Genomic DNA, 21,947 nt, shown 5'->3' on the forward strand with positions numbered 1-21,947 from the left:
GTAACTCGCTACTTGTCGAAGTACAGCAGGCTGCCAGGCTCTATGCCAAGACGGAAGCGGTCCCCGGCCTTGGCCCGCAAGGAAGCCGGAGCGGTAGCGCGCAGGATCAATCCCTGCAACTCCAGGACCAAGGCCAGATGGGGCCCAAGATGCTCGACCACGGAGGCGGTAGCGGGACCGGCCGGGTCGGCCGAGATCCTCCAGCTCTCCGGGCGAATGCCGACGCGCTTGCCGCCTTGCAACGGAAGCCCCAGAGCGGCGGCCTCGTCGGGCGAAAAGAGGTTGATGGCGGGCCTGCCCAGCATGCGCGCCACGCGCGTCCCCGCCGGCTGCCGGTAGATTTCCTCCGGGGGGCCCATCTGCAGGGCCCGGCCCCGGTCCAGCGCCAGGATGCGATCGGCGAGGCCCATGGCTTCGGAATGCTCATGGGTCACGTAGATCATGGCGCAGCCCAGCGATCGCTGCAAGCGTCGGATCTCCATGATCATGCGCTCGCGCAACTTGGCGTCCAAGCTGGCCAAGGGTTCGTCGAGCAAGAAGAGCTTGGGGCGCCGCACCAGGGCCCGCCCCAGGGCCACGCGCTGTAGCTCGCCTCCCGAGAGCTGGCCCGGCCGGCGTTCCAGCTTGTCGGAAAGGGCCAGCATCGCCGCCGCCTGCGCTACGCGGGCTTCGATCTCCTGTCGCGGCAAAGCCAGGGTTTTTGCCTGCAAGGGAAAGGCCAGGTTCTCGCGCACGCTCATGCGCGGGTACAGGGAAAAATTCTGGAAGACCATGGCCATGTCGCGCCGGTGCGGCGGTAGCCCGGAAAGATCCAAGGGTCCTTGCGGGCCTATCTCGAAGACGCGCCCCGCGGAAGGTTTCTGAAGGCCCGCCAAGGTGCGCAGCAAGGTGGTCTTGCCGGCGCCCGATCCCCCCAGCACCACCAGCAATTCGCCCGGTTCGATCCGGAAGGAAACCCCGGACAATGCGGGCTTGCCGACGAAGTCGACGGAGAGCCCTTCTACCGCGTAGCCGGGCATGCCGCCTCCAAGGTAAGCCAGGGTAGGGCCGCTCCCGTGGGGCCGCCGAACCAGCGGCAGCCGCCGGGCAGGAAGGAAACCCGCACGGTTTCCCCTTCCCCGAAGCGGATGCCCGCGGGCAGCCAGGCCTTCAGGAACCCAGCGCCGGCGCGCAGGGTCAGCAGATTGTAAGCGCCCAGGGGCTGGGTCCGCTCCACCTGGCAGGGCGCGCCGGATTCCGTGAGCACGACGTTCTCGGGACGCACGCCCAGCCACAACGCCCCCGTTTCCGCCATACCGGGCTCGCTGCCATCGGAAAGGCGCAGGGCCAGATCGATCCCTTCCGGCGCGGCCCAATCGCCCTCGCGCCGCGCGCGCATCAGGTTCATGCCCGGCGAACCCAGAAAATCGGCCACGTAAAGATCGGCCGGATGATCGTAAAGGGCGCGCGGCGATCCCGTTTGGACCACGCGGCCCTCGCGCAGGATGGAGATGCGGTCGGCCAAGCCCATGGCTTCTTCCTGATCATGGGTCACGAACACCGTGGTCGCGCCGCTCTGGTTGTGTATGGCCCGCAAGGTCGCGCGCATCTCGGCCCTGAGGCCGCCGTCCAAGGTCCCCAGCGGTTCGTCCATCAGGAAGGCCTGCGGCCGCCGCACCAGCGCCCGCGCCAGGCCCACCCGCTGCTGATCGGACCCGGAAAGCCGTTCGGGATGGAGGGACGCGAAGCCTTCCACGCCCATACGACGGAGCATATCGAAGGCTTGGCGCTTGGCCTCGGTCGCGGGCAATCCCTGGGCCCGCAAGGTGAAGGCGACGTTGTCGAGGACGGTCAGATGGGGATACAGCGAAAACAGTTGGAACACGAAGGCGACGTCGCGGGCGCCCGGCCTTAAGGAGGTCGCGTCCCTCCCGTTCAGGAAGACCTTGCCTTGCGTGGGCGAATCCAGCCCCGCCATCATGCGTAGGGTGGTGGTTTTGCCGCAGCCGCTCGGCCCCAACAATACCAGGAACTCGCCCTTGGGTACTTCCAGATCGAGCGGATAGACGGCGATCACATCGCCGAATTTCTTGGCTACTCCTTCCAGGCGAATGCGGGCATGCGCGCTCACGCGGGGCCCCCGTCGGCCGCAGGCCCGCCCTTTTCGATAGAGGCCTGTGCCGCCTGCGCGATGCGGGCCAGTTCGCGCTCCTTGGCGGCGCGGTCGCCGGAAAGCCACCCCGCCGCGTTGTAGCCGATCAAGGCGATCAAGGTGAAGGGGAATCCGGCGGCGAAGAGCGCATGCGACCACGGTTGCACGATAAGCCCTAAGCCCAGCCCCATGGCGGCCAGGGAAGCGCGTTGCAGGGTGAGTTCCTTGCGCATGCTAACCCTTCACCGCGCCGAAGGTGGCGCCCCGGACCAAGTGCTTACGCATCATCAGGCCGAAGAAAACGATGGGTACCAGGAACAAGGTGGCGGCGGCCGCCAGCGGGCCCCAGGGCACCGTTCCGGTATCGCCGGTGAGGGAATGGATGCGCACGGGCATGGTGACCGCGTCGGTGCTGGTCAAGGTGAGGGCGAAGGCGTATTCGTTCCAGGCCGAGATGAGGGAGAAAACCGCGGTGGCGGCAAGCCCCGGGGCCGCCTGGGGCAGGACCACGCGCAGCAAGGCTTCCAGGCGCGTGTGGCCGTCGAGCATGGCCGCTTCCTCGTAGGCCGCCGGGATCTCATCGATGAAGGCCTTCATCATCCAGGTGGTGAAGGAGAGGTTGAAGCAGGTGTAGAGAAGGATCAGCCCGAAGCGCGTATCGAGTATCCCCAGGCGGCTATACATGAAGCTGATGGGCACGGCCACCGCGAGGGGCGGGAGCATGCGCGTGGCGAGGACGAAAAAAAGCGCGTCCCGGCCGCCGCGGAAAGGGAAGCGGCTGAACCCGTAACCGGCCAGCGACCCCGCCGCCACGGAGAGCACGGTGCTGCATACGGATACGAAAACGGAATTGAAGAAATAAAGCAGGGTCCCGCCATCGGCCAGCACGCGGCGGAAATTCAACAAGGTGAAACGGAACCAGTAGGAATCCTCGGGGGCGGAGGCTCCCGGCAGGAAGCGCGGCGGCAAGGCGGCGGCATCGGTGGGCAGCTTGAAGGCCGTAAGCACCAAGTAGACGATCGGCGCCAGGCTGATCAAGGCGTAGGCCGCCAGCAGGGCCGCCTTCAACGGCGCCCAGGCCCCGCCTTCGCTCTGGAAGGCGCCGCCCTCGGTCCGGGAAGCGCGGCTCATGCGCCCCTCCCCGTGAACCCGCTCGCGCCCCGCCGCGCGCGCACGTGATCGAGGTAACGCAAGACCAGGCTGGCCAGGGCCAGCGAAGCGATCAAGAGCAGATAGGCGAGGGCGGCCGGTTCGCCAAGGGAACGGCTGCCGCCGAAACCGCGCGCATGCAACAGCACGCTCACGAAGGTGGTCGGCTGCCCTTCCAGGTTCCCGTTCAAGACCATGGCGGTATCGAACAGGCGGAAGCCGTCCATGGCGCGGAAGACCACGCCCAGGATCACCATGGGCGCGGCCAAGGGAAGGGTGATATGCCGGAAGCGGAACCAGTTCCCGGCGCGATCCACTTCGGCGGCTTCGTAGAGGGTCTTGGGGATGGCGTTAAGCCCGGCCAGGGAGAGCAGCATCATGAAGGGCGTCCACATCCACACCTCGGCGATGACGACCGCCCAGAAGGAGAGCGGGCGAGATCCATCCCACGCCAGGCGCGCGTCCAGCAGCCAATCGACCACTCCGTAATCGACGTTGAAGAGGTAACGCCAGAATGACCCCATCACCGCCGGGGACAGCATCATAGGGATGAGGAGGATGGCGGTGAACAGGCCCCGGCCCTTGAAGGCCCGCCTCAGCAGCAAGGCCACGCAGAAGCCCAGTATCGTCTCCAGGCCTACGGTGACGGCGACCATGGCCCCGGTGCGGGAGAAGGCGCGCCACACCTCCTGGCGCGGGCTGTCGAGCAGGCCCCCGTAATTGGCGAGGCCGGTGAAGATAGGTTTGGTATCGATGATGGGATTGAAGTCGGTGAAGCTCAGGGCGAAGGAGGCCAGCAGCGGGAATACGTTGAAGAGGATGAGAAGGCCGAGGGCGGGCATGACGCAAAGGTTGCGCACCGCCCGATCCGAAAGGGCCCGCACCGCGCTCATCGGCCCGGCCTCCGCTTGGCCAGGATGGCTTCCTGCTCGGCCTGCACTTGCCTCACGGCCGTCTCCGCATCGGCGCCGTCCTGGGATACCGCGCAGAACTCGCGCTGGCAGGTCTTCAGGAGATCGTCGTACTCGGGGACGGACCAGAAATCGCGCATCAGCTGGAAGGCTTCCTCGAAGAGCGGATTGTAGGGCGCCGCCTTGCGGAAAGTTTCCCCGGACAGCACCGTCTTGTCCGAAGTGAATCCGCCCTTGGCGGCCCAATCGGCCTGGGTCGCGCTTTGCGAGAACCATTTCAGGAATTCCTTGGCGCGGTCCTGCCGTTCGGGGGAGATATGCGCGTTGATGCTCATCCCCTGCCCGCCCAAGGCGGCCGCGCGGCGGAAGGTCCCGTCGGCGCCTTGGTGCCCGGGCGAATTGAAGAATCCGGTTTTGTCGTAGTAATCGGGATTCTCGCCGGGATTGGTGAAGGCGGGGAAAAAGGCCATGAAGTTGCAGGCCATGGCCGCGCGGCCGGAGATGTATTCCGCCGCCACCTCCCCGTAGCCCATGTTCCGTCCGCCCGCGGAAGAGGAGGACAAGAGATCGGTATAGAACTTCAGGGCCTCCACGGTGGCCGGGGAGCCGATGGTCACCTTCTCCGCGGCGTAATCGCCGAACTCGCCGCCGAAGGACCATAGCACCGGCTCGAAGCCCATGGTGGCCATGTCGTAATTGCGGGAGGTGGGCATCACCAGCCCGGCCATGCCCGGCACGGCCTGCTTGAAGTAGCGGGCGATCAGGCGCAATTGCTCCCAGGTCGCCGGCGGCGCCAGGGGAAACGCCGGCGTTACCTTCTCCTTGGCCAGGAAGGCGGCGAAGCCGGATTTATGGGCGGGATCCTGGAAAAGATCCTTGCGGTAGATCCAGGCCATGACGTCGGCTTCGCAGGGGACCGCATAGTAACGGGCGGAGCCCTTGGGGTATTCGCAGTACCATTTCATCGCCGCCGGCTCCAGGCGATCGGTGGCGATATTCCCCTTGATCCAATCCGTGAGTTCGACGTAATGGCCGCCCACCGCGCCCAGCCCCAGCCATTGGCTGTCCCCGATGATGATGTCGTAATGATCATCGCGGTTGCGGAACTCCGCGAACACGGCGTCGCCGAAAGCGCCGTCCCACGATTTCTGGATCACTTGGACGCGCACCCCGGTCTTAGCCTGGTATTCCCGGCCCAGCTCCGCCAGCGCGTCGGAAGGATGCCATTCGGCCCAGAGGATGCGGATGGTCGGGACGGAATCGCGCCGCCCGCAGCCTGTCAGGGCCAGGACGGCGAACAGTGCCATCGCCAAGCAGGCGGCCGCGTTGGATCGGAACGATCCTCGGAGAGGAATGGATTCAAGCCTGCCCATGGGGCTCCATAATATAACCCGTGAACGGATCCGTCCCGTCCGTCTTTTTCGGAACTTCGGAAAGCGGTGGCGGCGCAAGTCTTCCGGTGCCGGCCGGCTTTACAGCGCCCGCGTCAATACGCCATGAGAGCGCAGGAATTCTTCCGATGCGGCCATGGCCCGATGAGGCTCGTCCTTAAAGGGATACAGGTCGGGCGTGAAGTCGCCATGGTAGCCGATCTCCCGCAAGGCCCGGAAAACGGGCGCGAAATCGATATCGCCTTCGCCATAGAGCTTATGCGCGTGCACGCGGCCCCGGATGTCTTCCAAATGCAGGTTCCGCAACAGCGGCCCCAGGCGATGGATGCAGGCCGCGATATCCTCCCCCATCACCGCGCTATGCCCCACATCGAAGGTCGCGAAGACCTCGCCCGGGAAAGCGAGGCAGAGCGCGTCCAATTGCTCCACCGAACGGATCACGTGTTCGGGCTCCTGCTCGATGAGGAGCTTCAAGGCGGCGGGCTTGATCGCCACCAGTCCCGCCAGCGCTTCCCGGAAAGCCGCCTCCTGGCGGGCATGCGTAGCTTCGGATTCGGTGAGCCCGGAGGTGATGGTGAGATGCGGCGATCCCAACGCGACCGCGATGCCCATGCAGGCTTGGCAGGCGGCCGCCTTGGCCGCCCTATCCGCGGGATCGAGGGAGGCCAAGCCCGGGCGATGCGGCTCGGGCCCAAGCAAATGCGGCGCGCCCAAATGCACGTTGCGGAACGCCAGGCCCTTCTCCCGGTACAAGTCGCGGATGCCCTTCCAGTAAGCCGCATCGGCGGCGCGCGCCAGCATGGGCGGCGTCACCGTCAGTTCCACGCCCGTGAAAGGGGTGTTGGTCAGGAGATCGGAGATGGCGGGAAGGGAAAGGGCGTCGGGAAGGGAACCGGTGCTATAGCAGAGCATCCCAATACTCGAGCAGGACGCGTTGCAGCTGGAACTCGCAGACGGGCGTGAGCACGGAACCTTCCTGCCGATTCACTTCCCCCACCGCCTTCATGAGGATGAAGGCCATGCCCTTGCCCACTTTTTTGTTGTCCTTCTGCGCGGCCGCCAGGATCTGGCCCACGGAAATGTCTTTCGGGATGGACGGGATGCCGGTGAGGCGCGAGAGCAAGAGGCTCTGCTTCTTAAGCTCGGCCAAAGGCATGATGCCCATATGCGCCGCCAGCTGGCCCGCCACGTTGATCCCGTGATAGACCGCTTCCCCGTGCAGCAGGCGTCCATGGGAAAGCCATTCCAAGGCATGCCCCACGGTATGCCCGTACTCGAGCATCAGCCCCAGGGAGCGTTCCTTGGGATCGAGGCGGGCGATCTCGAACTTCTGCGCCAAGCTGTTCTCCAACAGGCGCGCGAGCTGGGGGGCGGAAAAGATCTCGGGAGCGGAGAAGAACGCGAGGGCTTCCTCGTAATGCCTGCCGCCCAGCAGGATGGCGTTCTTGCAATATTCCACCGCGGCGGCGCGCAACTGGCGCATGGGCTCGCTGCGCACGTAGCGGATGTCGGCTACGACGGCCACCGGCGTATTGAACACGCCCAAGCGGTTCTTGCCGCCGGCGAAATTGATCCCCTGCTTGTTCGAGACGATGACGTCGCTTTGGGCCATCAAGGTGGTGGGCGCTTGCACGAAACGGATGCCGCGATAGACGAGGGAGGCCGCCAGCCCGCCGATATTGAGGACCACCCCGCCGCCGAAATTGACCACCACGGACGACTTCGTAGCCCCGCGTTCGAAAAGCTGGGTGCAGAGCGATTCCAGGTTGGCCAGGTTCTTCTCCCCTTCCCCATCGGGAATGAGGAGGATTTCGGGAGCGAAATGGGGGGAAAGCGCCTGCAATAAGGAGGACCCGTGCAGATTGAATACGCGGGTATCCGAGATGATGAAAAGCCTGTCCGGTTTGAGTCCCTGCAACAGGCCGGGCAACCGCTCGATGGCGCCGGGCCCGAAATGGATGGGCGCATTGCCGGCCAGGGGCGATTCCCAGGTGCGGACCACGGACGCCACGTCGTTTAGTTCCGGGGCCGACAAGGTCTTGGCCACCCCTTGGGCGGCTGCTTGCAGATTTTCCTGTTTCATCGGTTTACTACCTTAATCTACTCCGGGGTCCGGGGATTGGGAAACGGTTTTCGCTTGAAAAACCTCAGCCTCACCTATTGCACCAATGTGCATCCTTTGGGGGATTGGGGCGTTTGGAGCGACCTGATCGGCCGCTTCGGGCCCATGGTGCGGGATGAGCTGGGCTGGCCGGGGATGCCCATGGGCCTCTGGTTCCCCGCTTCCTTTATAGAAGAGATGAACCGGGATCCCCGCGCCGCACGCGAACGTCTGCTGGATCATCTGTCCGCGCACGGGCTCTCCGCCTTCACTTGCAACGCGTTCCCTTACGGAAACTTCCATGATGCCGAGGTGAAGACCAAGGTCTATCAACCCGATTGGACCACGCCCGAACGCTTGGCCTATACGGTGGCCTGCGCCCGCCTACTGGCGGCGATCCTGCCCGCCGGCGCGGAGGGATCGGTCTCGACCTTGCCCTTGGGCTGGCGCGTGGGTTGGACCGCGGAGCATGGTCATCGCGCGGCGGCGAACTTGTGCGCCTTCGCGCGCGAGGCGCGCGCCCTCGCGGAAATGGACGGGCGCACGATCCGTCTCGGGCTGGAGCCGGAGCCGGGCTGCGCCCTCGAAACCACCCTGCAAGTCCGCCTTTTCTGGGCCCAAGTCTTAAGGCCGGAAGCCAAGCGCGCGGGCCTAAGCGACGAGGATCTGTCCCGTTTCCTCGGCGTCTGCTATGACACCTGCCACCAGGCGGTGCAATTCGAGGATCCCGTCGACGTTCTGGAGGCCTTCGCGGCGGACGGCATCCCCATCGCCAAGATGCAATTGTCCAGCGCCCTCGAGTTCAAGCCCGATCCGGCGCGCGCCACCCTGGAAATGCGGCGGCGTTTCGTCGAGCCGCGTTTCCTGCATCAAGTCCGCGTGCGCACGCCTGTCGGCGTGGCCGTCTTCGACGATCTGCCCCAGGCCCTCGCCGAGGGCGCGCGGCCTATCGAAGCCTTGGTCGGTTCGTCCGTCGGGACCGCGGGAGCGTCGGCGAGCTCGGCCGCAGGTGGGGCGGCGGACAAAGTCCGGGCCGCCGGCGTCCCGCCGGCCCATTTCTCTGGGCTCGATTTGTGGGACTATCCCTGGCGCGTTCACTTTCACCTGCCTATCGATTCCGATCGCATGCTCGATGCGGAGGCCATCGGCACCACTCGCGAGGATATGCTCGCCGCCTTCCAGCATGCGGTGGCCCGCAAGCTTTGCCGGCATTTCGAAGTGGAGACCTATACCTGGAGCGTATTGCCCGAAGCCCATCGTCCCGACGGAGATGCCGCCCTGGCCGCCTCCCTCGCGCGCGAACTGCGCTTCATCGAGGAGCGGGTGCCTCCGGGATATGTAATGAACGGCTGGACGAAAGGGCGCCATGGCTGATCGGAGAGGGACTTTGCATAACACCGCCGTGCTCAACGTGGTGGGCCTCACGCGCTCCCTCATCGGCCCGCATACGCCCCGCATCGCGAAATTCCTGTCCGAAGGCTGGAGCGCCCCGTTGCAGGAAGTCTTCCCCGCCGTCACCTGTTCCAGCCAGGCGGCCATGCTCACCGGCGCCCCGCCTTCGTCAAACGGCATCGTCGCCAATGGATGGTACTTCCACGATCTCGCCGAAGTCGGCTTCTGGAAACAGAACAACGGTCTCATCCAGGGCGAGAAGGTATATGAAAGCCTCAAGCGGGCCCATCCCGATTTCACCTGCGCCAAGCTGTTCTGGTGGTACAACATGTACGCGCCGGTGGACTGGAGCGTAACGCCCCGTCCGCAATATCCCGCCGACGGACGCAAGATCTTCGACGTATACGCCCAGCCCTTCGGCCTGCGGGACGAATTGGTCAAGGACTTGGGGCCCTTCCCCTTCTTCTCGTTTTGGGGACCCGGATCGGGCATCGCCTCGTCGCAATGGATCGCCGCCGCCGCGAAGAAGGTTTTCCAAAGCAAACGGCCCACTCTGAACCTGGTCTACTTGCCCCATCTCGACTACGGCCTGCAACGTTTCGGCCCGGGTGCGCCGGAAATGGCGGCGGAGCTGGCGGCCATCGACGCCGTGGTGGGCGACTTGATCGATTTCTACCGCGGCCAGGGCGTGCGCATCATGTTGGTTTCCGAGTACGGGATTTCCAAGGTGACGCGGCATACCCATCCTAACCGCATCTTGCGGCGCGCGGGCTTGCTGGAAATACGCCCCAGCCTGACCTGGGAAATGCTGGACGCGGGGGCCAGCCGCGCCTTCGCCGTTTCCGATCACCAGATCTGCCACATCTACGTGAAGGACAAGGCGCTGATCCCGAAGGTGGCCGCCCTGTTCGAAAAGGAACCGGGGCAGAAAGCCGTGCTGGTCGGCGACGCCATCGCCAAGGCGGGGCTGAAGCATGAACGTAGCGGCGACGTGATCCTGATGGCCGAGCCTGACAATTGGTACACCTATTATTACTGGGAGGACGACCGCAAGGCCCCGGACTTCGCCCGCTGCGTGGACATCCACCGCAAACCCGGCTACGATCCCGTCGAGCTGTTCCTCGATCCCGGCATCCCCGCCATCAAGGCCAAGATGGCCTTCACCTTGCTCAAGAAGATGCTGGGCTTCCGCTATTACATGGACGTGATTCCGCTGAAGCCGGAACTGGTGAAAGGGAGCCATGGGACTCCGGCGACGAACCCGGAGGAAGCGGCCCTGTGCATCTCGGAGGTCAAGGGCCTGCAGCCAGTAACGTCTACGTTACCCATGACGGCGATGAAGGAATTGATCGCCGCGCACGTGCTCCAGGGCGATTAGAGGGCGGCTGGCTCCGGCCCTACGGGAAACCGGCGCGGCGGCGGCGGTCAGAAATTCACCAGGCCGAAGGGCGCGGCGGTGCGCCCGATTCCTTAAGAGCGCGATTTTCGACGACCAGGAAAATTTTTTTATATCGGCATGGAAGTTGCGAAGGGCGTCCTATTTTTCAGGAGGTTCGCATGTCCATTCTTAAGACCCTATCGAGTGCCCCTCATCGACCTTTTTCGGCGGCCCGGTCCAAGCGCGCCTTGGCCCTAGGTTTCCTTGGCGTACTGCTGCCGTCCATCGCGGCGCGGGCCCAGACCACCACGCCCGCTTGCGGTCCCGGGGTGCGGGAAATCTTCGACTTCCACGTCGGCGATATTTTCCAGTACCGGATCTACAGTCAGGATCCTGTGGGCATGGGCCACAATAAGGAAGTCATCCGCAAATACGAAGTGGTCTCCCGGAACGAATCCGGTTTTATCCGGACCTATGATTTTTCCGGGCTGGAATCGCGCCGTTCCCTGATTGGCAACGTCGTCGCCGAACAGAGCTACAACGATTATCAAGAGACCCGCGCCTATCTGGATACGGCGGGCTCCCCGTTCAACGGGTGCCCCGGTGAAATCGTCCGGATGATTCCAGATCCCGATCTCAATATCCGCGCGGGGGGTGGTTACACCCGCGTGCAAGCTCTCCGGGGCGATACCTCGAAATTCGCTTTGGCAGGGCCGGATTTGCGCATGAAAGCCTACGGTGGCCGGGAATTGGGCAGAGTGCAAGATTCGGTCATCATCCCCGTGCTGGACTGGGATGAAGAGGGGACCTATGCCGAAGGCCTCGGGCTGGTGTACGCATACTTCAGGAGCCTTGGCCCGTACACCCGGGTTGACTTGGTCGGTTATGTCAAAGACGGGGATACGGTCGGGGTGGTTTCCCCGGATACTTCGTTTAGGCATACCACGGCCCTTCATTCTCCCGCAGCCCGTCGCACCGGAGCCGGAAGCCTTTCGGCAGAAGCCGGTGGCGTCCTCTCCGCTTACGATGCGCAGGGCCGCCAGTTGCCGGGGATGGCAAAGCGCAGGAGCCCAACCGCGGCGATGCCCCGTTTCCGGAAATGATCTTCTATCGGCCCTAAGCCGACTGAAGCGATTCCGTCATGCGGCCTGGATCGGGTGGATCAGTAATTCGCAGGAAGAGGAATCGTTGCCGATCGTCACGGTAAGGGTCCCTTCCTGATGCAGGAGACTCCATTTGTTGGTCCGCTCCAGCGAGGGCGCCAGGCCTTCCAGGAACTTAGCCTCCAGCGAGAACACCTCGATGGTTTCGGCTTTGTGGACCTTGTTCCCGCGGATTTCCTCGAGCAGGACCCGCACGTCCTTATAGGTATACACGCGCACCTGCCTGGCCGCCTTGGAAGCCTTATGCAGCTTCCGCGCGCTAGGGTTGCCGATCTCGATCCATAAGAGGATCTCCCCATGCGGCGTGGCGGCTTGGATGCAGGGCGCATCCGGATCCGAGAGCCCGCCGGGGGAAAACTCCAGGTACTCGCGGTCGTTCAGGATATAGGCGATGAGCCGGGTGAGTAGGTAGGTTTCCGATTCGGAGGGATGCCTGGCGAGCCTGAGGTCGAAGGCCTTATACACCCCGCGATCGATGTCGGAGAAATCGATTTGGAAGCGATGCAGGGAAACGGGTTGCGCCATAGGGACCGGGCGGCCCCAAAGGGACCGGGCGGGAAGGTAACAACTTCGGGGTATCCTGGATCCGGATCGCGGCCGGGGCGGCCCTACCGGGCCGGTACCAGGGTGAAGGATCCGGACATGATCAACAGTACGGTATCGGAAGGGATCGCCTTCAGGCGGAGGGAGCCAATGTAAGACGAGGACGAGGGCGGCGGAAGGGTCCATGGGTATGTATTGTAACCTGAATCGTTGACGATACTATCCGCGACCGGTAACCAGGTCCCGTCGAGGCCATCTTTACCCTTATAAGCGACCTCTAACCGCACCAGGGCGCCCGGGGCATAAGCCCAACTCACCTTATAGGATGAGCCCTGCACGAGGGTGTCGCCGGGCTGGGGAGAGACGAATTTCGTTTGGGTGGGACTCGGTTGCGGATTGACATTTATGGATAGGGTGTCCCGCACCGTGACGGTCCCGAAGGTGGCAGACAGCTCCAGGTTATAGCCGGGAGAAGCGGGGAACCGGATCGAGGTCCGCAACCGGGTCGCATCTGCGATGCGGGCGGAATCGCCCGGGGCCTTGTCCAGAAACCGCCATAGGATCGAAACACGCGTATCGTTGGAATCGGCTCCCGACAGTAGGCCTTGGATTCCGATCTCCTGTCCCGCGAAGGTCAACACGGGCGTCCCCGCGTCCACGCCAAAGCCGGCGGGCGGATTGATCGCTTCGATCCGCCCGATCGGATCCGGCGCGGCCGTGAAGGCATGTCCCGCCCGCGTATCCAGGCTTTCCCGGACGGCGTACATATACCCGTCTCCGCTCAGCATCCGCGCGGTGAAACGTCCTTCGGGTAAGTCTTCCAGAACGAAATCGCTGTCGACCAGGGTGGCCTGGAAAGGCGTGCCCGGCAGGATGATCCGCCCCAGCACGCCCTGGACGGCCTGGCGGTGCAGGCTCGCGGCGAAGCGGAGCAAAGGCTTGGGCAGCATGCGCACGCTTTTCGCGCCGACGGCCTCAAGGAAAAAGCGATGGAGGCCGGGATCATAGGAAAGCCCTGCCGCCATGGCGCCGGAACCCGAAGCGCTGCGGAAAACCAGATTGAACCGGATCAAGGTGTCGGATGCGGCCGAGACCGCCGCCGCGGACCGCTTCGCTGCCGCCGACCGCTTAGGCGCCCGCGCGGCCAGGATCCGATCGAAATCCCCGGCGGTCAACTTGAAACCCGTATTACCCTCCATGTCGAGGCGCATCAGGGGCGCCGAATCCAGGGCGGGATTGTGGTCCTGATCATAGATCTCGAGCGCGCCACGGGCCGGAACCAATTTGCCTGCATCATCGCGGAACTCGACGGGAAGCTCGGCCACGCCGGGGTTGTCCACGCCGGTGCTCCCGCCTTCGCAGCCCGTATGCATCACGGCCGGACATGCGATCAAGGACGCGACCAGTAGGGACGCAATCCGCCCCGGGAGGCGGAGACGACGTACGGGGATGAGGTTCATGCGCCCTTGCCCGGCGCGTTTTTGCCAGCCGCTTTCGCCACGGGCAAGCCCAGGCCCGGGCCCGCCTCGGATTGGCTGTTGGGGAAGAGTTGCAGGGTGAGGGTATAGATGCGATCCTCGCCCGAGTCCCGATCGACGATTTCGCGCAGCTCCTCTTGGAACGAGCCGATGCGGTCCTTGACCGCCCGGAAGCCGGTTTCGGACACGGAGAACATGAGGGCGTTGAACTGGCGGCGATCCGGCGGTACGGAATCGAGCGCTCCCATGGCCAGCCCCGCGAGATCATGCAAATGCTGCCTCGTGGCCATGGCCTTCAAATCCTTTTCCGTATACAGATGCTTGTCGGTGGCGGCATACCCCGAAGCCGTCTTCTTGATTAGCCCTAAGGTGAGCAGGAGGCGGATGCTTTCCTCGACCTGGGCCGGGGTGGCGGGCGGGAAAAGGCGCGCGCCGATGATGCCCGGATGCCGCTGCTTCTGGTCGAAGGTGAAATAGGTCCATACCGCCGAATGATGCCACTTGGTGTAGTAGCGGTACTGCGCTTCGCCCACGATGCGGGCCCGCGAGTTGCGGAACTTGGAAAGCTGGGCGAAGAAATGATTTTTCTCGATCATCCCCTTGGCCTGGTTGAACTGCACCAGCAAGTCGAAATAGCGGTAATCCCTTTCGGAAAGCGCCAGGGCCTTCCCGAATTTGATGCGGAGGTTCGCGCTCAGGTTGCGGCGGCCGTTCACCACGCCGGGAAGCAAACTGGAACACGTCGGGGGGAGGTCGGCCTCCTGCGCGAAGATGCGCTGGGAAAAGCCGGGATCGATCCCCTTGCGCCAGGCGCAATGATCGCGGATGAAATCCCGGAAATCGAGATACTGCAGGATGCGCGGCGCGGCGCCGGACCCCGGCGCGGCGGAGCGGGAAGGTTCCTTATCGTCAGCCTGCATACCCCAAGTATAATCGCCGGTTCGCGCTCCGCCCACATCGAACTGGTCCCAAGTGAGGACAAAAAATCCCTGCCCTGCCCGCAAGGATAGGCGGTAAACCGCGATTTTAATGCGGATTCCAGGTGATTTTCAGGGACATAGGTGAGGACAAAAAATCCCTCCTCTTCCGCAAGATGGTGGAAAAAAATCCCGGGCGGAAGATTAATCTTAAAGCATCCCCTAACCCGGAGGTCACATGCGCAACAAGCTCTTCATCACTCACGGAACCCTCGGCCTGGTCCTGGCCGGATCCGTATTCATAGGCTGCCAGGATTTCCTCGGCAGCGACAAAGGCAATCAGCCGGCGGCGCCATCGGGCGACAACCTACAACATGCCGCCCAGGCGCTCTCGGCCCAGGACAGCGCGAAGGATTTACCCGCCCAGGCTGCCGCAGGCACCCCCGGTACCGCCCAGGAATTGCCGGCCAATGCGCCTGGGAACACCTCGCCGGAGGGTGGCGCCCCCTCCTCGCAACCCGCCGCGACCGAGCCCGAGAAATCCGCTCCGCCACCTGCTGCGACCGCCCTGACCCCCGAACAACAGGCGTGTTTGGATGCCTATAACGTATTGCAGTCCGGCAAAGGAGACGCTTACGCGCAGGCCAAGGACATGTATGTCGGCAACAATTGCGATCAGGTCCTGGGCGCTGCGAAGCCGGACCCCCGCCCCACCTATACGCCTCCCGATACCGCGCAGCTATGCGAGATGTACCGGAAAAACGCCGTGACGCTGCCGACGACGGGAGACCCCAAGTACGACGCATACATGGCGCAGCAGGCGATCATGTGCGCCGGGTATCCCTAAGCGAAACGCTACCGGCCCCCTCCGGCCCGCCGGAACGGGGGCCTTCCTCCCCTTGAATCGGGCCGCGCCTGCAAGAACCATGGCGGGCCCGGCTTTCAGGTATTATTTCCCTAGGTTGTCGAAAGGGAGGGCATCCCGTTCGACTATCGGGTAGAGCGACCCGGATTCGCGGGCGCCTAACCTAGAGGAAATCATGAAATACCTATGCCTCATCTACGGAAACGAAAAGGAAATGGACGTGCGCCGGGAAGGCGAAAATCGCGTGATGTTGGAGGAATACTTCACCTTCACGTCGGACATCAAGAAGAACGGGAAATACCTCGCGGGCGAAGCCTTGCAGCCCACCGCCACCGCCACCACGGTGCGGGTCCGTTCCGGCAAGCTCGTGACCACCGACGGCCCCTTCGCCGAAACCAAGGAGCAATTGGGCGGCTTCTACATGATCGATGCGGCCGATCTGAATGAAGCCATCCAAATCGCCGGACGCATCCCCGGGGCCAAAACGGGTTGCGTAGAGGTGCGGCCGATCGTGGTGTTCGCCAACCCTCCGGCTTAACGGCCTTTCACGACGAAGGCGCGGTCCCCCATGCGGCAACTCATCGAGGAAACTTACCGGCGGGAATCGCGCCGCATCCTGGCGACCCTGGTGCGCCTCCTGGGCGATTGGGATTTGGCCGAAGAAGCCTTGCAGGACGCCTTCGCGGAAGCCTTGGCCCATTGGCCCGCCCAAGGCGTGCCGGAAAACCCGCGGGCCTGGCTGGTGTCGGCGGGCCGGTTCCGCGCCATCGACAAATTGCGGCGGCGGGCGCGCCAGGCGCCCTTGCCCGAAGGGTACGAGGATTTGCTCCGCGCGCCGGAGGAAGCCTTCGCCCGCGCCGAGGAATTGCCGGACGATCGCCTGCGCATGATTTTCACCTGTTGCCATCCGGCGCTTTCGCAAGAGGCCCGCATGGCCCTCACCTTGCGCGAGGTCTGCGGGCTTCCCACCGAGGCCATCGCCGCGGCCTTTCTGAGCCCGGCGGCCACCGTGGCCCAGCGCATCGTGCGCGCCAAAGCCAAGATCCGCGACGCCAAAATCCCTTTCGCCATCCCGGAAGGGCCGGAACTGGCCATGCGCATGGAAACCGTCCTGCACGTGGTCTACCTGGTCTTCAACGAGGGGTACCACGGGAGTAACGGGTCTGATCTGCTGCGGGCCGATCTCACGGGCGAGGCCATCCGGCTTGGAGAGCTCCTGCTGGAACTGGCTCCCGATCCGGAGGTCAAAGGGCTCTTGGCCCTTATGCTCTTCCAGGATTCGCGCCGGGCTTCCCGGCTCAGCCCCGAAGGCGAACTGGTGCTGCTCGAAGAACAGGACCGCGGCCTATGGGATCGGGACGGCATCGCCCGGGGCCAGACTCTGCTGGACCAGGCTTTCGCCGAGGGCCGCATCGGCCCCTATTGCCTGCAAGCGGCCATCGCCTCCTTGCACGCCGCCGCGCGTACGGCCGCCGAAACCGATTGGCCGCAAATCGCCGGGCTCTACCAGGTCCTGCGCCGCTGCGCGCCTTCCCCGGTGGTCGACTTGAACGCCGCCGTAGCCGAAGGCATGGCCTTCGGGCCGGAAGCGGGCATCCGGCGCATCGATGCCCTGTTGGAAAAAGGCGAGTTGGCCGGCTTCGCCTTGGCCCATTCCGCCCGGGCCGCCTTCCTGGAACGTTGCGGCCGGCCGGTCGAGGCCCGGGACGCGTATGCGAAAGCCCTCCAACACGTGCCAGCCGACGGCCCGCAGCGGAGATTCCTGTCGCGCAAGTTGGATTCGCTCCAAGCCTAAAGGAAACGCGATTAGGCGGGTCTTAAAACGCAGAACCGCCGGGGAATCGGAAATACGCATCTCCGCGCCGGGAAAGACCCGTCCCGATCGGGGGCGGGGAGGTAAGTTCGGTCCGGCGCAGGAGACGAATATGAAGACCCATTTTTCCGCATCCTTTCCCCTTGCCCTTTCCTTCGCGGCGGCCCTGTCGGCGCAGCCGGGCATGGCGCAAACGACGGTCGGGACCTGGACCAAGGCCGCGGTCCTCCCGGTCATCCAATCCGAATGGGACGGGGCCGCCATCGGCGACTCGCTGTTCTGCGCGGGCGGCGAGATGAAGAGGACCCCGGCCACCGATGCGAACAAGGCTTCCGACGAGCTGTGGATCTACGATGCGAAAGCGGACAAATGGATCCAAGGAGCCAACATGCCGGGCAGCCGCAATCATCCCGCGGTCTGCGCCCTGGACGGCAAATTCTACGTCTTCGGCGGTTACGACTGGCCTTGCTGCGCCAATTACCCCTGGCCCTACGGCAGTACCAACGCCTGGCAATACGATCCCAAGACCAATGCCTGGAAAACCTTGGCCAACGTCCCTCGCCGGCTGGGCGCGGGCCTGGCAGTGCCATTCGACGGCAAGATCTACGTCATGGCGGGAACCGATTCGGGCAAATACCACTCCGTCGCGTTCGCGCACGTGTACGATCCCGCGACCGACAGCTGGAAGGCGCTCGCGTCCATGAAGAATGCGCGCGAGCATACCAAAGGGGTCGTCGTGGACTCCCTCATCTACGTCATCGGCGGACATTCCGTGCCGACCGGCAGCACGACCCGGTTCAACCAGGCCGCCGTCGAAGCTTATTCGCCCAAGAGCGACAAGTGGTACGACAAGGGGACCATGCCCACGCCGCGCGGCGGCATCGGCCTGTCTTACTTGGGCGGCAAGGTCTACGTCTTCGGGGGCGAAGGGGCCGACTTCAGCCTCTTCAGCCGCATCGATCAATTCGATCCGGCCTCGGGGCAATGGGCCAAGGTCAACGATTTCCCGGACGGCGGCATCCACGGCCATGCGACCGTAACCTATAAGGGCACGGCCCATCTGGTGGCCGGCAACAATCCATCCGGGTTCGCTCCCAAGAACTACCACTACGTCTTCACCCCTCCGGCCAGCAGCGTTTCCTTGCTTCCGCCGCAAGCGAACGGAAGCCTACGCCTTTCCATGACGAAGGCGGGATGGCGCTTGGAAGGACTGGCTCCGGGAGAGCACCGTCTTGCCATCCTCGATCCCAAGGGCCGGGCGTTGCGGAAAGCGTCTTTCGCGGGCACGGGAATCGACTTGGCCGGCGCGCCCTTCGCGGGCGCCCGCTTCCTCCGCATCGAAGGGCCTGGCGGCGCCGTCGTCAGGGTCTTGCCCCCGGCGCCCTGAAACTTCCTATCCTTTCCGCATGAAGCGCGCCTTCTTTTCCCTCGTACGCATCCCCACCGTTTTCTCATCCATGTCCAACGCCTATGCCGGATGGTGGATCGGCGGCGGGCGCGGACTGGAATGGCCCTTGTGGGCGGGCGTGGCATCCGCGGCCTTGTTCATCATGGCGGGCATGGCCCTCAACGACGTGGCCGATAAGGACGTCGATGCGCGCGAGCGGCCCAATCGCCCCATCCCTTCGGGGGCCATCTCCCTACGCGCAGCCTGGACGTTAAGCTTGGGGATGATGGCCTTGGGACTGGCCATCCTGGCGGTGGCCCATCCTCTCTCCGCCCTGTTCGGGCTTGCCCTATGCGCGGCTATCTTCGCCTATAACTTCTGGCTCAAAGGCGGGCCCTTTGGGCCCGCCGCCATGGGCCTGTGCCGGGCCCTCAACCTTTTCACCGGCATGTCCCTGGCATGGAGCGCCTTCCCCGCGGTCTGGCCGGGTTCCGTAGTCTTAAGCCTCATCTCCTTATGGGCCTATATCGCCCTGGTCACCTACCTGGCGCGCGATGAGGTCGGCGGGAATTCGCGCCGCCGCGCGACCTTGTTCCTGGGCGGACAGGGATCGTGGTTCGCCGCTTGGGCCGCGGCCGGGATCCTATGGTACCGCGCCGAACGGCCGCTGGCCCTTGCCTGGCTGGCCTTGGCGATCTTGCTGCGCGATCCCCTCCGCGATCTTGCGAAAGATCCCTCGCCCAAGCATACGGGCAAGGCGGTGGGCATGCTGCTCCGTTGCGTGCCCCTCGTAGACGTGGTCGCTTTGTTCGCCAACCAGGTTCCCTGGCAATACGCAGCCGCGGGCGCCTTGTGGATCCTGCCCGCCTACGCGGTAGGGAAATGGTTCTATAGCACTTAAGGGTTCAATAGCCCTTATAAGGCGTTAAAGCACCCGGGCATACAGGATTTCATCCGCCACCACGCCGTCCTTCAAAGCGCTTTTCCGCAAACTTCCTTCCGCCACGTAGCCGCACTTTTCCAACACCCGCATCGAAGCCCCATTCCATTCCAGGACATAGGCGGATAAGCGGCGCAGACGGAATTCCCGGAAGGCGTATCCGGTGAAGGCGGCCAGGGCCGCGGTCATGATCCCGCGCCCCCAAAAGGGTTCTCCCAGCCAATAGCCGATTTCCGCCGTGCCCACATGCACGTCGGACCCGGGGATGATCCCGATCCCTCCGGCCAGCGCGCCGCCCTCCGCCACGATGGCGAAGTGCTGGCAGGGTAGCTGCCGCGTTACGGCCCGGATCCAAGCGCGGGCGTCCTTTTTCGCGTAAGGGTGCGGGAAGGCGTCGCGCAGGTTCCGCCAAATCGCCCGGTTATCCGCCAGGCGCGCCAAGGCGCTGACGTCGGAGGGGAGCCAAGGGCGGATGCACCCTCCCGGGAAGTCGATGCCCATCGGCCCAAATCTAACTAAGGGAAAGCCCTACAGTTCCCACCCGATTCTTCCGATGATGATAAGGCAAAACGTCCTTTCTTCGTGAGGCCCATCACGCGCAGGGGTCCCCCCGGTTCCATTTCCACTCAGAGCTAAAGTTTTGATCCGCCCCCTCCGAAAACCCATACTGGAACAGGGAGGCATTCAATGCGCAACGTCAAACAACATCTTATCCACCTCACGGCCGCGGCCGCCGCGGCCATCTCGCTTGCGGCCTGCGGATCCTCGCCGAGATCGGTCGACGACCCCGCGTCCAGCGAGGCCAACGCCACGGTCAAATCGACCATCGTGCTGGGAAAGGTGGGCACGCTTTCCAAGACCTCCGCCATCAACCTGCAGAAACTGATCCTGACCGCCGTTTCCAGCGCGACCCCCCCGGACACCGTGCGCGACACGGCCACGGTCTCGGGTAATTCCCAGGTTACGGTGCTGCGGGTGCTGACCCTGGCCCCTCTCCGCAATTGGACGGTTTCCGCGGTTTCCAAGGACGCCAAGGACTCCATCATCCATCAGGGATCGACTTCCCCCTTCTTCGTGAAGCCCGCCGACACCGCCGAGGTGACCTTGAACCTGACTTCCCGTTTCTCCATGTACCAGGCGAACTTCAATACCCTTCCCGATAGCATCAGCTCGAGCGTCTCGGGCACGGGCAAGGACAAGTTGAACCTGAACCGGGTGACCTTGCTGGTCGACGGCGTAATCAAGGCCGATTCCGTCCTGTCCAGCGGCTTTTTCTCCGGAAACCAGAGCGTTTCGGTCTTCTGGGATTACATCGCCCCGGGCAGCCATACCGTCACCCTGGAAGCGTACGGCGTGCTCCACACCTACTCCGGCAAGCTGTATAGCGGCTCCCAGACCTTCACCTCCACCGCCGGCACGGACGATACCCGCAGCGTAACCTTGAACTGGGTCGGCCCCACCACCGGCACCGGCAAGCTCACGGTCACCATCGGCAAGGTCGGAAAGGTCACCATCAATGGCGGCCTCCCCGGAACCGTCATCCCTTAATCCCCGATTCCTCCCTCCCTTACCTCCGGCGCCTCCCTCCGAGGCGCTTCCCTATTTTCCCCGGCCCAAGATCCGCAAATGCCTTCCGTCGCCCATCCCTTAGGTGATGGCCGTAGCCGGGATCCGCCCCCATAATGGAGTCCATGCGGGCCTCGGCCCGTGTTGGGAGCCTTGGCAATGGCTGATGAAATTTCGAATGGAACCAATCTCGTTCCGCCGCGCTCCGATCGCCGCACCTTGGCGAAGATGCGCAGCAAGTTGGCCTCATCCGGACAACGGGGCAAGCGGCCCGAGATGACACATTTCGTCGGGCCCAAACGTCAAATCCGCATCTGGCCGTTCGTGATCGGTTTGGCGTTGGCGCTGGCCGGAATGGAATTCGCGATGTACACCCGTCAGGACAGCGGAACCGATGCCTCCGCCGGACGGTCGAATAGTTCGGCGCGCCTGGCCCCTCCCCCGGGACTTTCCCTGGACGAACAGGCCCGCTTCTGGTGCTATGCCGTATACGATTATCCCAAGCTGAAATCGCGCTTCAAGCCACCCAGAGGCTCGGTGTTCGACATGAAGGAAGCCCGCGCGAACCTGGAACGCGTGTTGGCGGAGGATCTCGGCAATTCCGTTCGTAACGAAATATTCGTCTACCAACAGGCGCATCCCGATCGGTCCGTCGTCAAATCATCGTCAAAGCCGAGCACCAAGAAAAAGTAACCGGCTCGCCCTTTCCCTCTTTTCGGCCGTAACACGCTTCCTCCCGGGGCGGCCGATGATTAATTGAATCTCCCCGCAAATCTGTTTACGTTCTCCCTTCGCGCCGCGGGCGGGGTTCCTACTTGGGAC

Annotated in this window: 22 protein-coding genes; 10 read left to right on the forward strand and 12 right to left on the reverse strand. The window is 64.0% G+C overall.

The window, feature by feature from the left end; translation table 11 throughout:
* Nucleotides 1-8 precede the first annotated feature (8 nt).
* From JF616_09600 to JF616_09635, 8 genes are all read right to left on the reverse strand, one after another.
* The gene (locus JF616_09600; GenBank protein MBW8887997.1) at nt 9-1,019 is read right to left on the reverse strand and encodes an ABC transporter ATP-binding protein; all 1,011 of its coding nucleotides are present in this window, start codon (nt 1,017-1,019) and stop codon (nt 9-11) included.
* Nucleotides 1,001-2,110, reverse strand: coding sequence for an ABC transporter ATP-binding protein (locus JF616_09605; GenBank protein MBW8887998.1), 1,110 nt, complete (start codon nt 2,108-2,110; stop codon nt 1,001-1,003). Before JF616_09605 ends, JF616_09600 begins: the two co-directional genes overlap by 19 nt.
* Nucleotides 2,107-2,364: a hypothetical protein gene (locus JF616_09610; protein MBW8887999.1), complete on the reverse strand. Its 258-nt coding sequence runs from the start codon at nt 2,362-2,364 to the stop codon at nt 2,107-2,109. Before JF616_09610 ends, JF616_09605 begins: the two co-directional genes overlap by 4 nt.
* Before the next feature lies 1 nt (nt 2,365).
* Entirely contained in the window at nt 2,366-3,262 is an 897-nt protein-coding gene (locus JF616_09615) for a carbohydrate ABC transporter permease (GenBank protein MBW8888000.1), read from the reverse strand.
* Nucleotides 3,259-4,173 (reverse strand): sugar ABC transporter permease, encoded by a 915-nt coding sequence (locus JF616_09620; protein ID MBW8888001.1) that lies wholly within the window; start codon nt 4,171-4,173, stop codon nt 3,259-3,261. Before JF616_09620 ends, JF616_09615 begins: the two co-directional genes overlap by 4 nt.
* Nucleotides 4,170-5,498, reverse strand: coding sequence for an extracellular solute-binding protein (locus tag JF616_09625; protein MBW8888002.1), 1,329 nt, complete (start codon nt 5,496-5,498; stop codon nt 4,170-4,172). The genes JF616_09620 and JF616_09625 overlap by 4 nt, the downstream gene beginning before the upstream one ends.
* Nucleotides 5,499-5,663: 165 nt before the next feature.
* The gene (locus JF616_09630) at nt 5,664-6,494 is read right to left on the reverse strand and encodes a sugar phosphate isomerase/epimerase (protein MBW8888003.1); all 831 of its coding nucleotides are present in this window, start codon (nt 6,492-6,494) and stop codon (nt 5,664-5,666) included.
* Nucleotides 6,481-7,665 (reverse strand): iron-containing alcohol dehydrogenase, encoded by a 1,185-nt coding sequence (locus tag JF616_09635; GenBank protein MBW8888004.1) that lies wholly within the window; start codon nt 7,663-7,665, stop codon nt 6,481-6,483. Before JF616_09635 ends, JF616_09630 begins: the two co-directional genes overlap by 14 nt.
* A 54-nt stretch (nt 7,666-7,719) precedes the next feature.
* On the opposite strand from JF616_09635, the gene eboE reads away from it, so the two are divergent.
* The 3 genes from eboE to JF616_09650 all read left to right on the forward strand — a co-directional run bounded on the left by eboE (nt 7,720) and on the right by JF616_09650 (nt 11,556).
* Entirely contained in the window at nt 7,720-9,057 is a 1,338-nt protein-coding gene (eboE, locus tag JF616_09640) for a metabolite traffic protein EboE (protein ID MBW8888005.1), read from the forward strand.
* Nucleotides 9,050-10,453: an alkaline phosphatase family protein gene (locus JF616_09645; protein MBW8888006.1), complete on the forward strand. Its 1,404-nt coding sequence runs from the start codon at nt 9,050-9,052 to the stop codon at nt 10,451-10,453. The genes eboE and JF616_09645 overlap by 8 nt, the downstream gene beginning before the upstream one ends.
* Before the next feature lie 179 nt (nt 10,454-10,632).
* Nucleotides 10,633-11,556 (forward strand): hypothetical protein, encoded by a 924-nt coding sequence (locus JF616_09650; protein MBW8888007.1) that lies wholly within the window; start codon nt 10,633-10,635, stop codon nt 11,554-11,556.
* A gap of 36 nt (nt 11,557-11,592) precedes the next feature.
* On the opposite strand, the gene JF616_09655 is transcribed toward JF616_09650, so the two are convergent.
* The 3 genes from JF616_09655 to JF616_09665 all read right to left on the reverse strand — a co-directional run bounded on the left by JF616_09655 (nt 11,593) and on the right by JF616_09665 (nt 14,557).
* Nucleotides 11,593-12,141 carry a YaeQ family protein gene (locus JF616_09655; GenBank protein MBW8888008.1) on the reverse strand — a complete coding sequence of 183 codons (549 nt, stop codon included), beginning with the start codon at nt 12,139-12,141 and terminating at the stop codon, nt 11,593-11,595.
* Between the two features lie 83 nt (nt 12,142-12,224).
* Nucleotides 12,225-13,619 (reverse strand): hypothetical protein, encoded by a 1,395-nt coding sequence (locus JF616_09660; GenBank protein ID MBW8888009.1) that lies wholly within the window; start codon nt 13,617-13,619, stop codon nt 12,225-12,227.
* A complete protein-coding gene (locus JF616_09665; protein ID MBW8888010.1) occupies nt 13,616-14,557 on the reverse strand; it encodes a TIGR02147 family protein in 942 nt (313 codons plus the stop codon). The genes JF616_09660 and JF616_09665 overlap by 4 nt, the downstream gene beginning before the upstream one ends.
* Before the next feature lie 235 nt (nt 14,558-14,792).
* Between JF616_09665 and JF616_09670 the strand changes: the two genes are divergently transcribed.
* From JF616_09670 to JF616_09690, 5 genes are all read left to right on the forward strand, one after another.
* Nucleotides 14,793-15,401 carry a hypothetical protein gene (locus tag JF616_09670; GenBank protein MBW8888011.1) on the forward strand — a complete coding sequence of 203 codons (609 nt, stop codon included), beginning with the start codon at nt 14,793-14,795 and terminating at the stop codon, nt 15,399-15,401.
* A 193-nt stretch (nt 15,402-15,594) separates the two neighbouring features.
* A complete protein-coding gene (locus tag JF616_09675) occupies nt 15,595-15,957 on the forward strand; it encodes a YciI family protein (protein MBW8888012.1) in 363 nt (120 codons plus the stop codon).
* 30 nt (nt 15,958-15,987) lie between these two features.
* Nucleotides 15,988-17,214 carry an RNA polymerase sigma factor gene (locus JF616_09680; protein MBW8888013.1) on the forward strand — a complete coding sequence of 409 codons (1,227 nt, stop codon included), beginning with the start codon at nt 15,988-15,990 and terminating at the stop codon, nt 17,212-17,214.
* A gap of 130 nt (nt 17,215-17,344) precedes the next feature.
* Entirely contained in the window at nt 17,345-18,619 is a 1,275-nt protein-coding gene (locus tag JF616_09685) for a hypothetical protein (protein MBW8888014.1), read from the forward strand.
* A gap of 19 nt (nt 18,620-18,638) precedes the next feature.
* The gene (locus JF616_09690; GenBank protein ID MBW8888015.1) at nt 18,639-19,520 is read left to right on the forward strand and encodes a UbiA family prenyltransferase; all 882 of its coding nucleotides are present in this window, start codon (nt 18,639-18,641) and stop codon (nt 19,518-19,520) included.
* A 24-nt stretch (nt 19,521-19,544) separates the two neighbouring features.
* Here the strand turns inward: JF616_09690 and JF616_09695 are convergent, their stop codons facing one another.
* Nucleotides 19,545-20,060, reverse strand: a complete 516-nt coding sequence (locus tag JF616_09695) for a GNAT family N-acetyltransferase (GenBank protein ID MBW8888016.1) — start codon at nt 20,058-20,060, stop codon at nt 19,545-19,547.
* 186 nt (nt 20,061-20,246) lie between these two features.
* On the opposite strand from JF616_09695, the gene JF616_09700 reads away from it, so the two are divergent.
* Both JF616_09700 and JF616_09705 read left to right on the forward strand, forming a co-directional pair.
* Nucleotides 20,247-21,107 (forward strand): hypothetical protein, encoded by an 861-nt coding sequence (locus tag JF616_09700; GenBank protein MBW8888017.1) that lies wholly within the window; start codon nt 20,247-20,249, stop codon nt 21,105-21,107.
* Nucleotides 21,108-21,284: 177 nt separating this feature from the next.
* Nucleotides 21,285-21,818, forward strand: coding sequence for a hypothetical protein (locus JF616_09705; protein ID MBW8888018.1), 534 nt, complete (start codon nt 21,285-21,287; stop codon nt 21,816-21,818).
* Nucleotides 21,819-21,947: the final 129 nt, after the last annotated feature.

The organism is Fibrobacterota bacterium (genome assembly GCA_019509785.1).
GTDB lineage: Bacteria > Fibrobacterota > Fibrobacteria > UBA11236 > UBA11236 > Chersky-265.

Excerpts from the sequence above, each read along its gene's own strand:
- JF616_09625 (MBW8888002.1), bottom strand. The coding sequence starts at position 5,498 with ATGGCACTGTTCGCCGTCCTGGCCCTGACAGGCTGCGGGCGGCGCGAT.
- JF616_09675 (MBW8888012.1), top strand. The coding sequence starts at position 15,595 with ATGAAATACCTATGCCTCATCTACGGAAACGAAAAGGAAATGGACGTG.
- JF616_09690 (MBW8888015.1), top strand. The coding sequence starts at position 18,639 with ATGAAGCGCGCCTTCTTTTCCCTCGTACGCATCCCCACCGTTTTCTCA.
- JF616_09660 (MBW8888009.1), bottom strand. The coding sequence starts at position 13,619 with ATGAACCTCATCCCCGTACGTCGTCTCCGCCTCCCGGGGCGGATTGCG.
- JF616_09700 (MBW8888017.1), top strand. The coding sequence starts at position 20,247 with ATGCGCAACGTCAAACAACATCTTATCCACCTCACGGCCGCGGCCGCC.
- JF616_09610 (MBW8887999.1), bottom strand. The coding sequence starts at position 2,364 with ATGCGCAAGGAACTCACCCTGCAACGCGCTTCCCTGGCCGCCATGGGG.
- JF616_09680 (MBW8888013.1), top strand. The coding sequence starts at position 15,988 with ATGCGGCAACTCATCGAGGAAACTTACCGGCGGGAATCGCGCCGCATC.
- JF616_09645 (MBW8888006.1), top strand. The coding sequence starts at position 9,050 with ATGGCTGATCGGAGAGGGACTTTGCATAACACCGCCGTGCTCAACGTG.
- JF616_09600 (MBW8887997.1), bottom strand. The coding sequence starts at position 1,019 with ATGCCCGGCTACGCGGTAGAAGGGCTCTCCGTCGACTTCGTCGGCAAG.
- JF616_09670 (MBW8888011.1), top strand. The coding sequence starts at position 14,793 with ATGCGCAACAAGCTCTTCATCACTCACGGAACCCTCGGCCTGGTCCTG.
- JF616_09635 (MBW8888004.1), bottom strand. The coding sequence starts at position 7,665 with ATGAAACAGGAAAATCTGCAAGCAGCCGCCCAAGGGGTGGCCAAGACC.
- JF616_09650 (MBW8888007.1), top strand. The coding sequence starts at position 10,633 with ATGTCCATTCTTAAGACCCTATCGAGTGCCCCTCATCGACCTTTTTCG.
- JF616_09705 (MBW8888018.1), top strand. The coding sequence starts at position 21,285 with ATGGCTGATGAAATTTCGAATGGAACCAATCTCGTTCCGCCGCGCTCC.
- JF616_09685 (MBW8888014.1), top strand. The coding sequence starts at position 17,345 with ATGAAGACCCATTTTTCCGCATCCTTTCCCCTTGCCCTTTCCTTCGCG.
- JF616_09695 (MBW8888016.1), bottom strand. The coding sequence starts at position 20,060 with ATGGGCATCGACTTCCCGGGAGGGTGCATCCGCCCTTGGCTCCCCTCC.
- JF616_09655 (MBW8888008.1), bottom strand. The coding sequence starts at position 12,141 with ATGGCGCAACCCGTTTCCCTGCATCGCTTCCAAATCGATTTCTCCGAC.
- JF616_09620 (MBW8888001.1), bottom strand. The coding sequence starts at position 4,173 with ATGAGCGCGGTGCGGGCCCTTTCGGATCGGGCGGTGCGCAACCTTTGC.
- JF616_09630 (MBW8888003.1), bottom strand. The coding sequence starts at position 6,494 with ATGCTCTGCTATAGCACCGGTTCCCTTCCCGACGCCCTTTCCCTTCCC.
- JF616_09615 (MBW8888000.1), bottom strand. The coding sequence starts at position 3,262 with ATGAGCCGCGCTTCCCGGACCGAGGGCGGCGCCTTCCAGAGCGAAGGC.
- JF616_09665 (MBW8888010.1), bottom strand. The coding sequence starts at position 14,557 with ATGCAGGCTGACGATAAGGAACCTTCCCGCTCCGCCGCGCCGGGGTCC.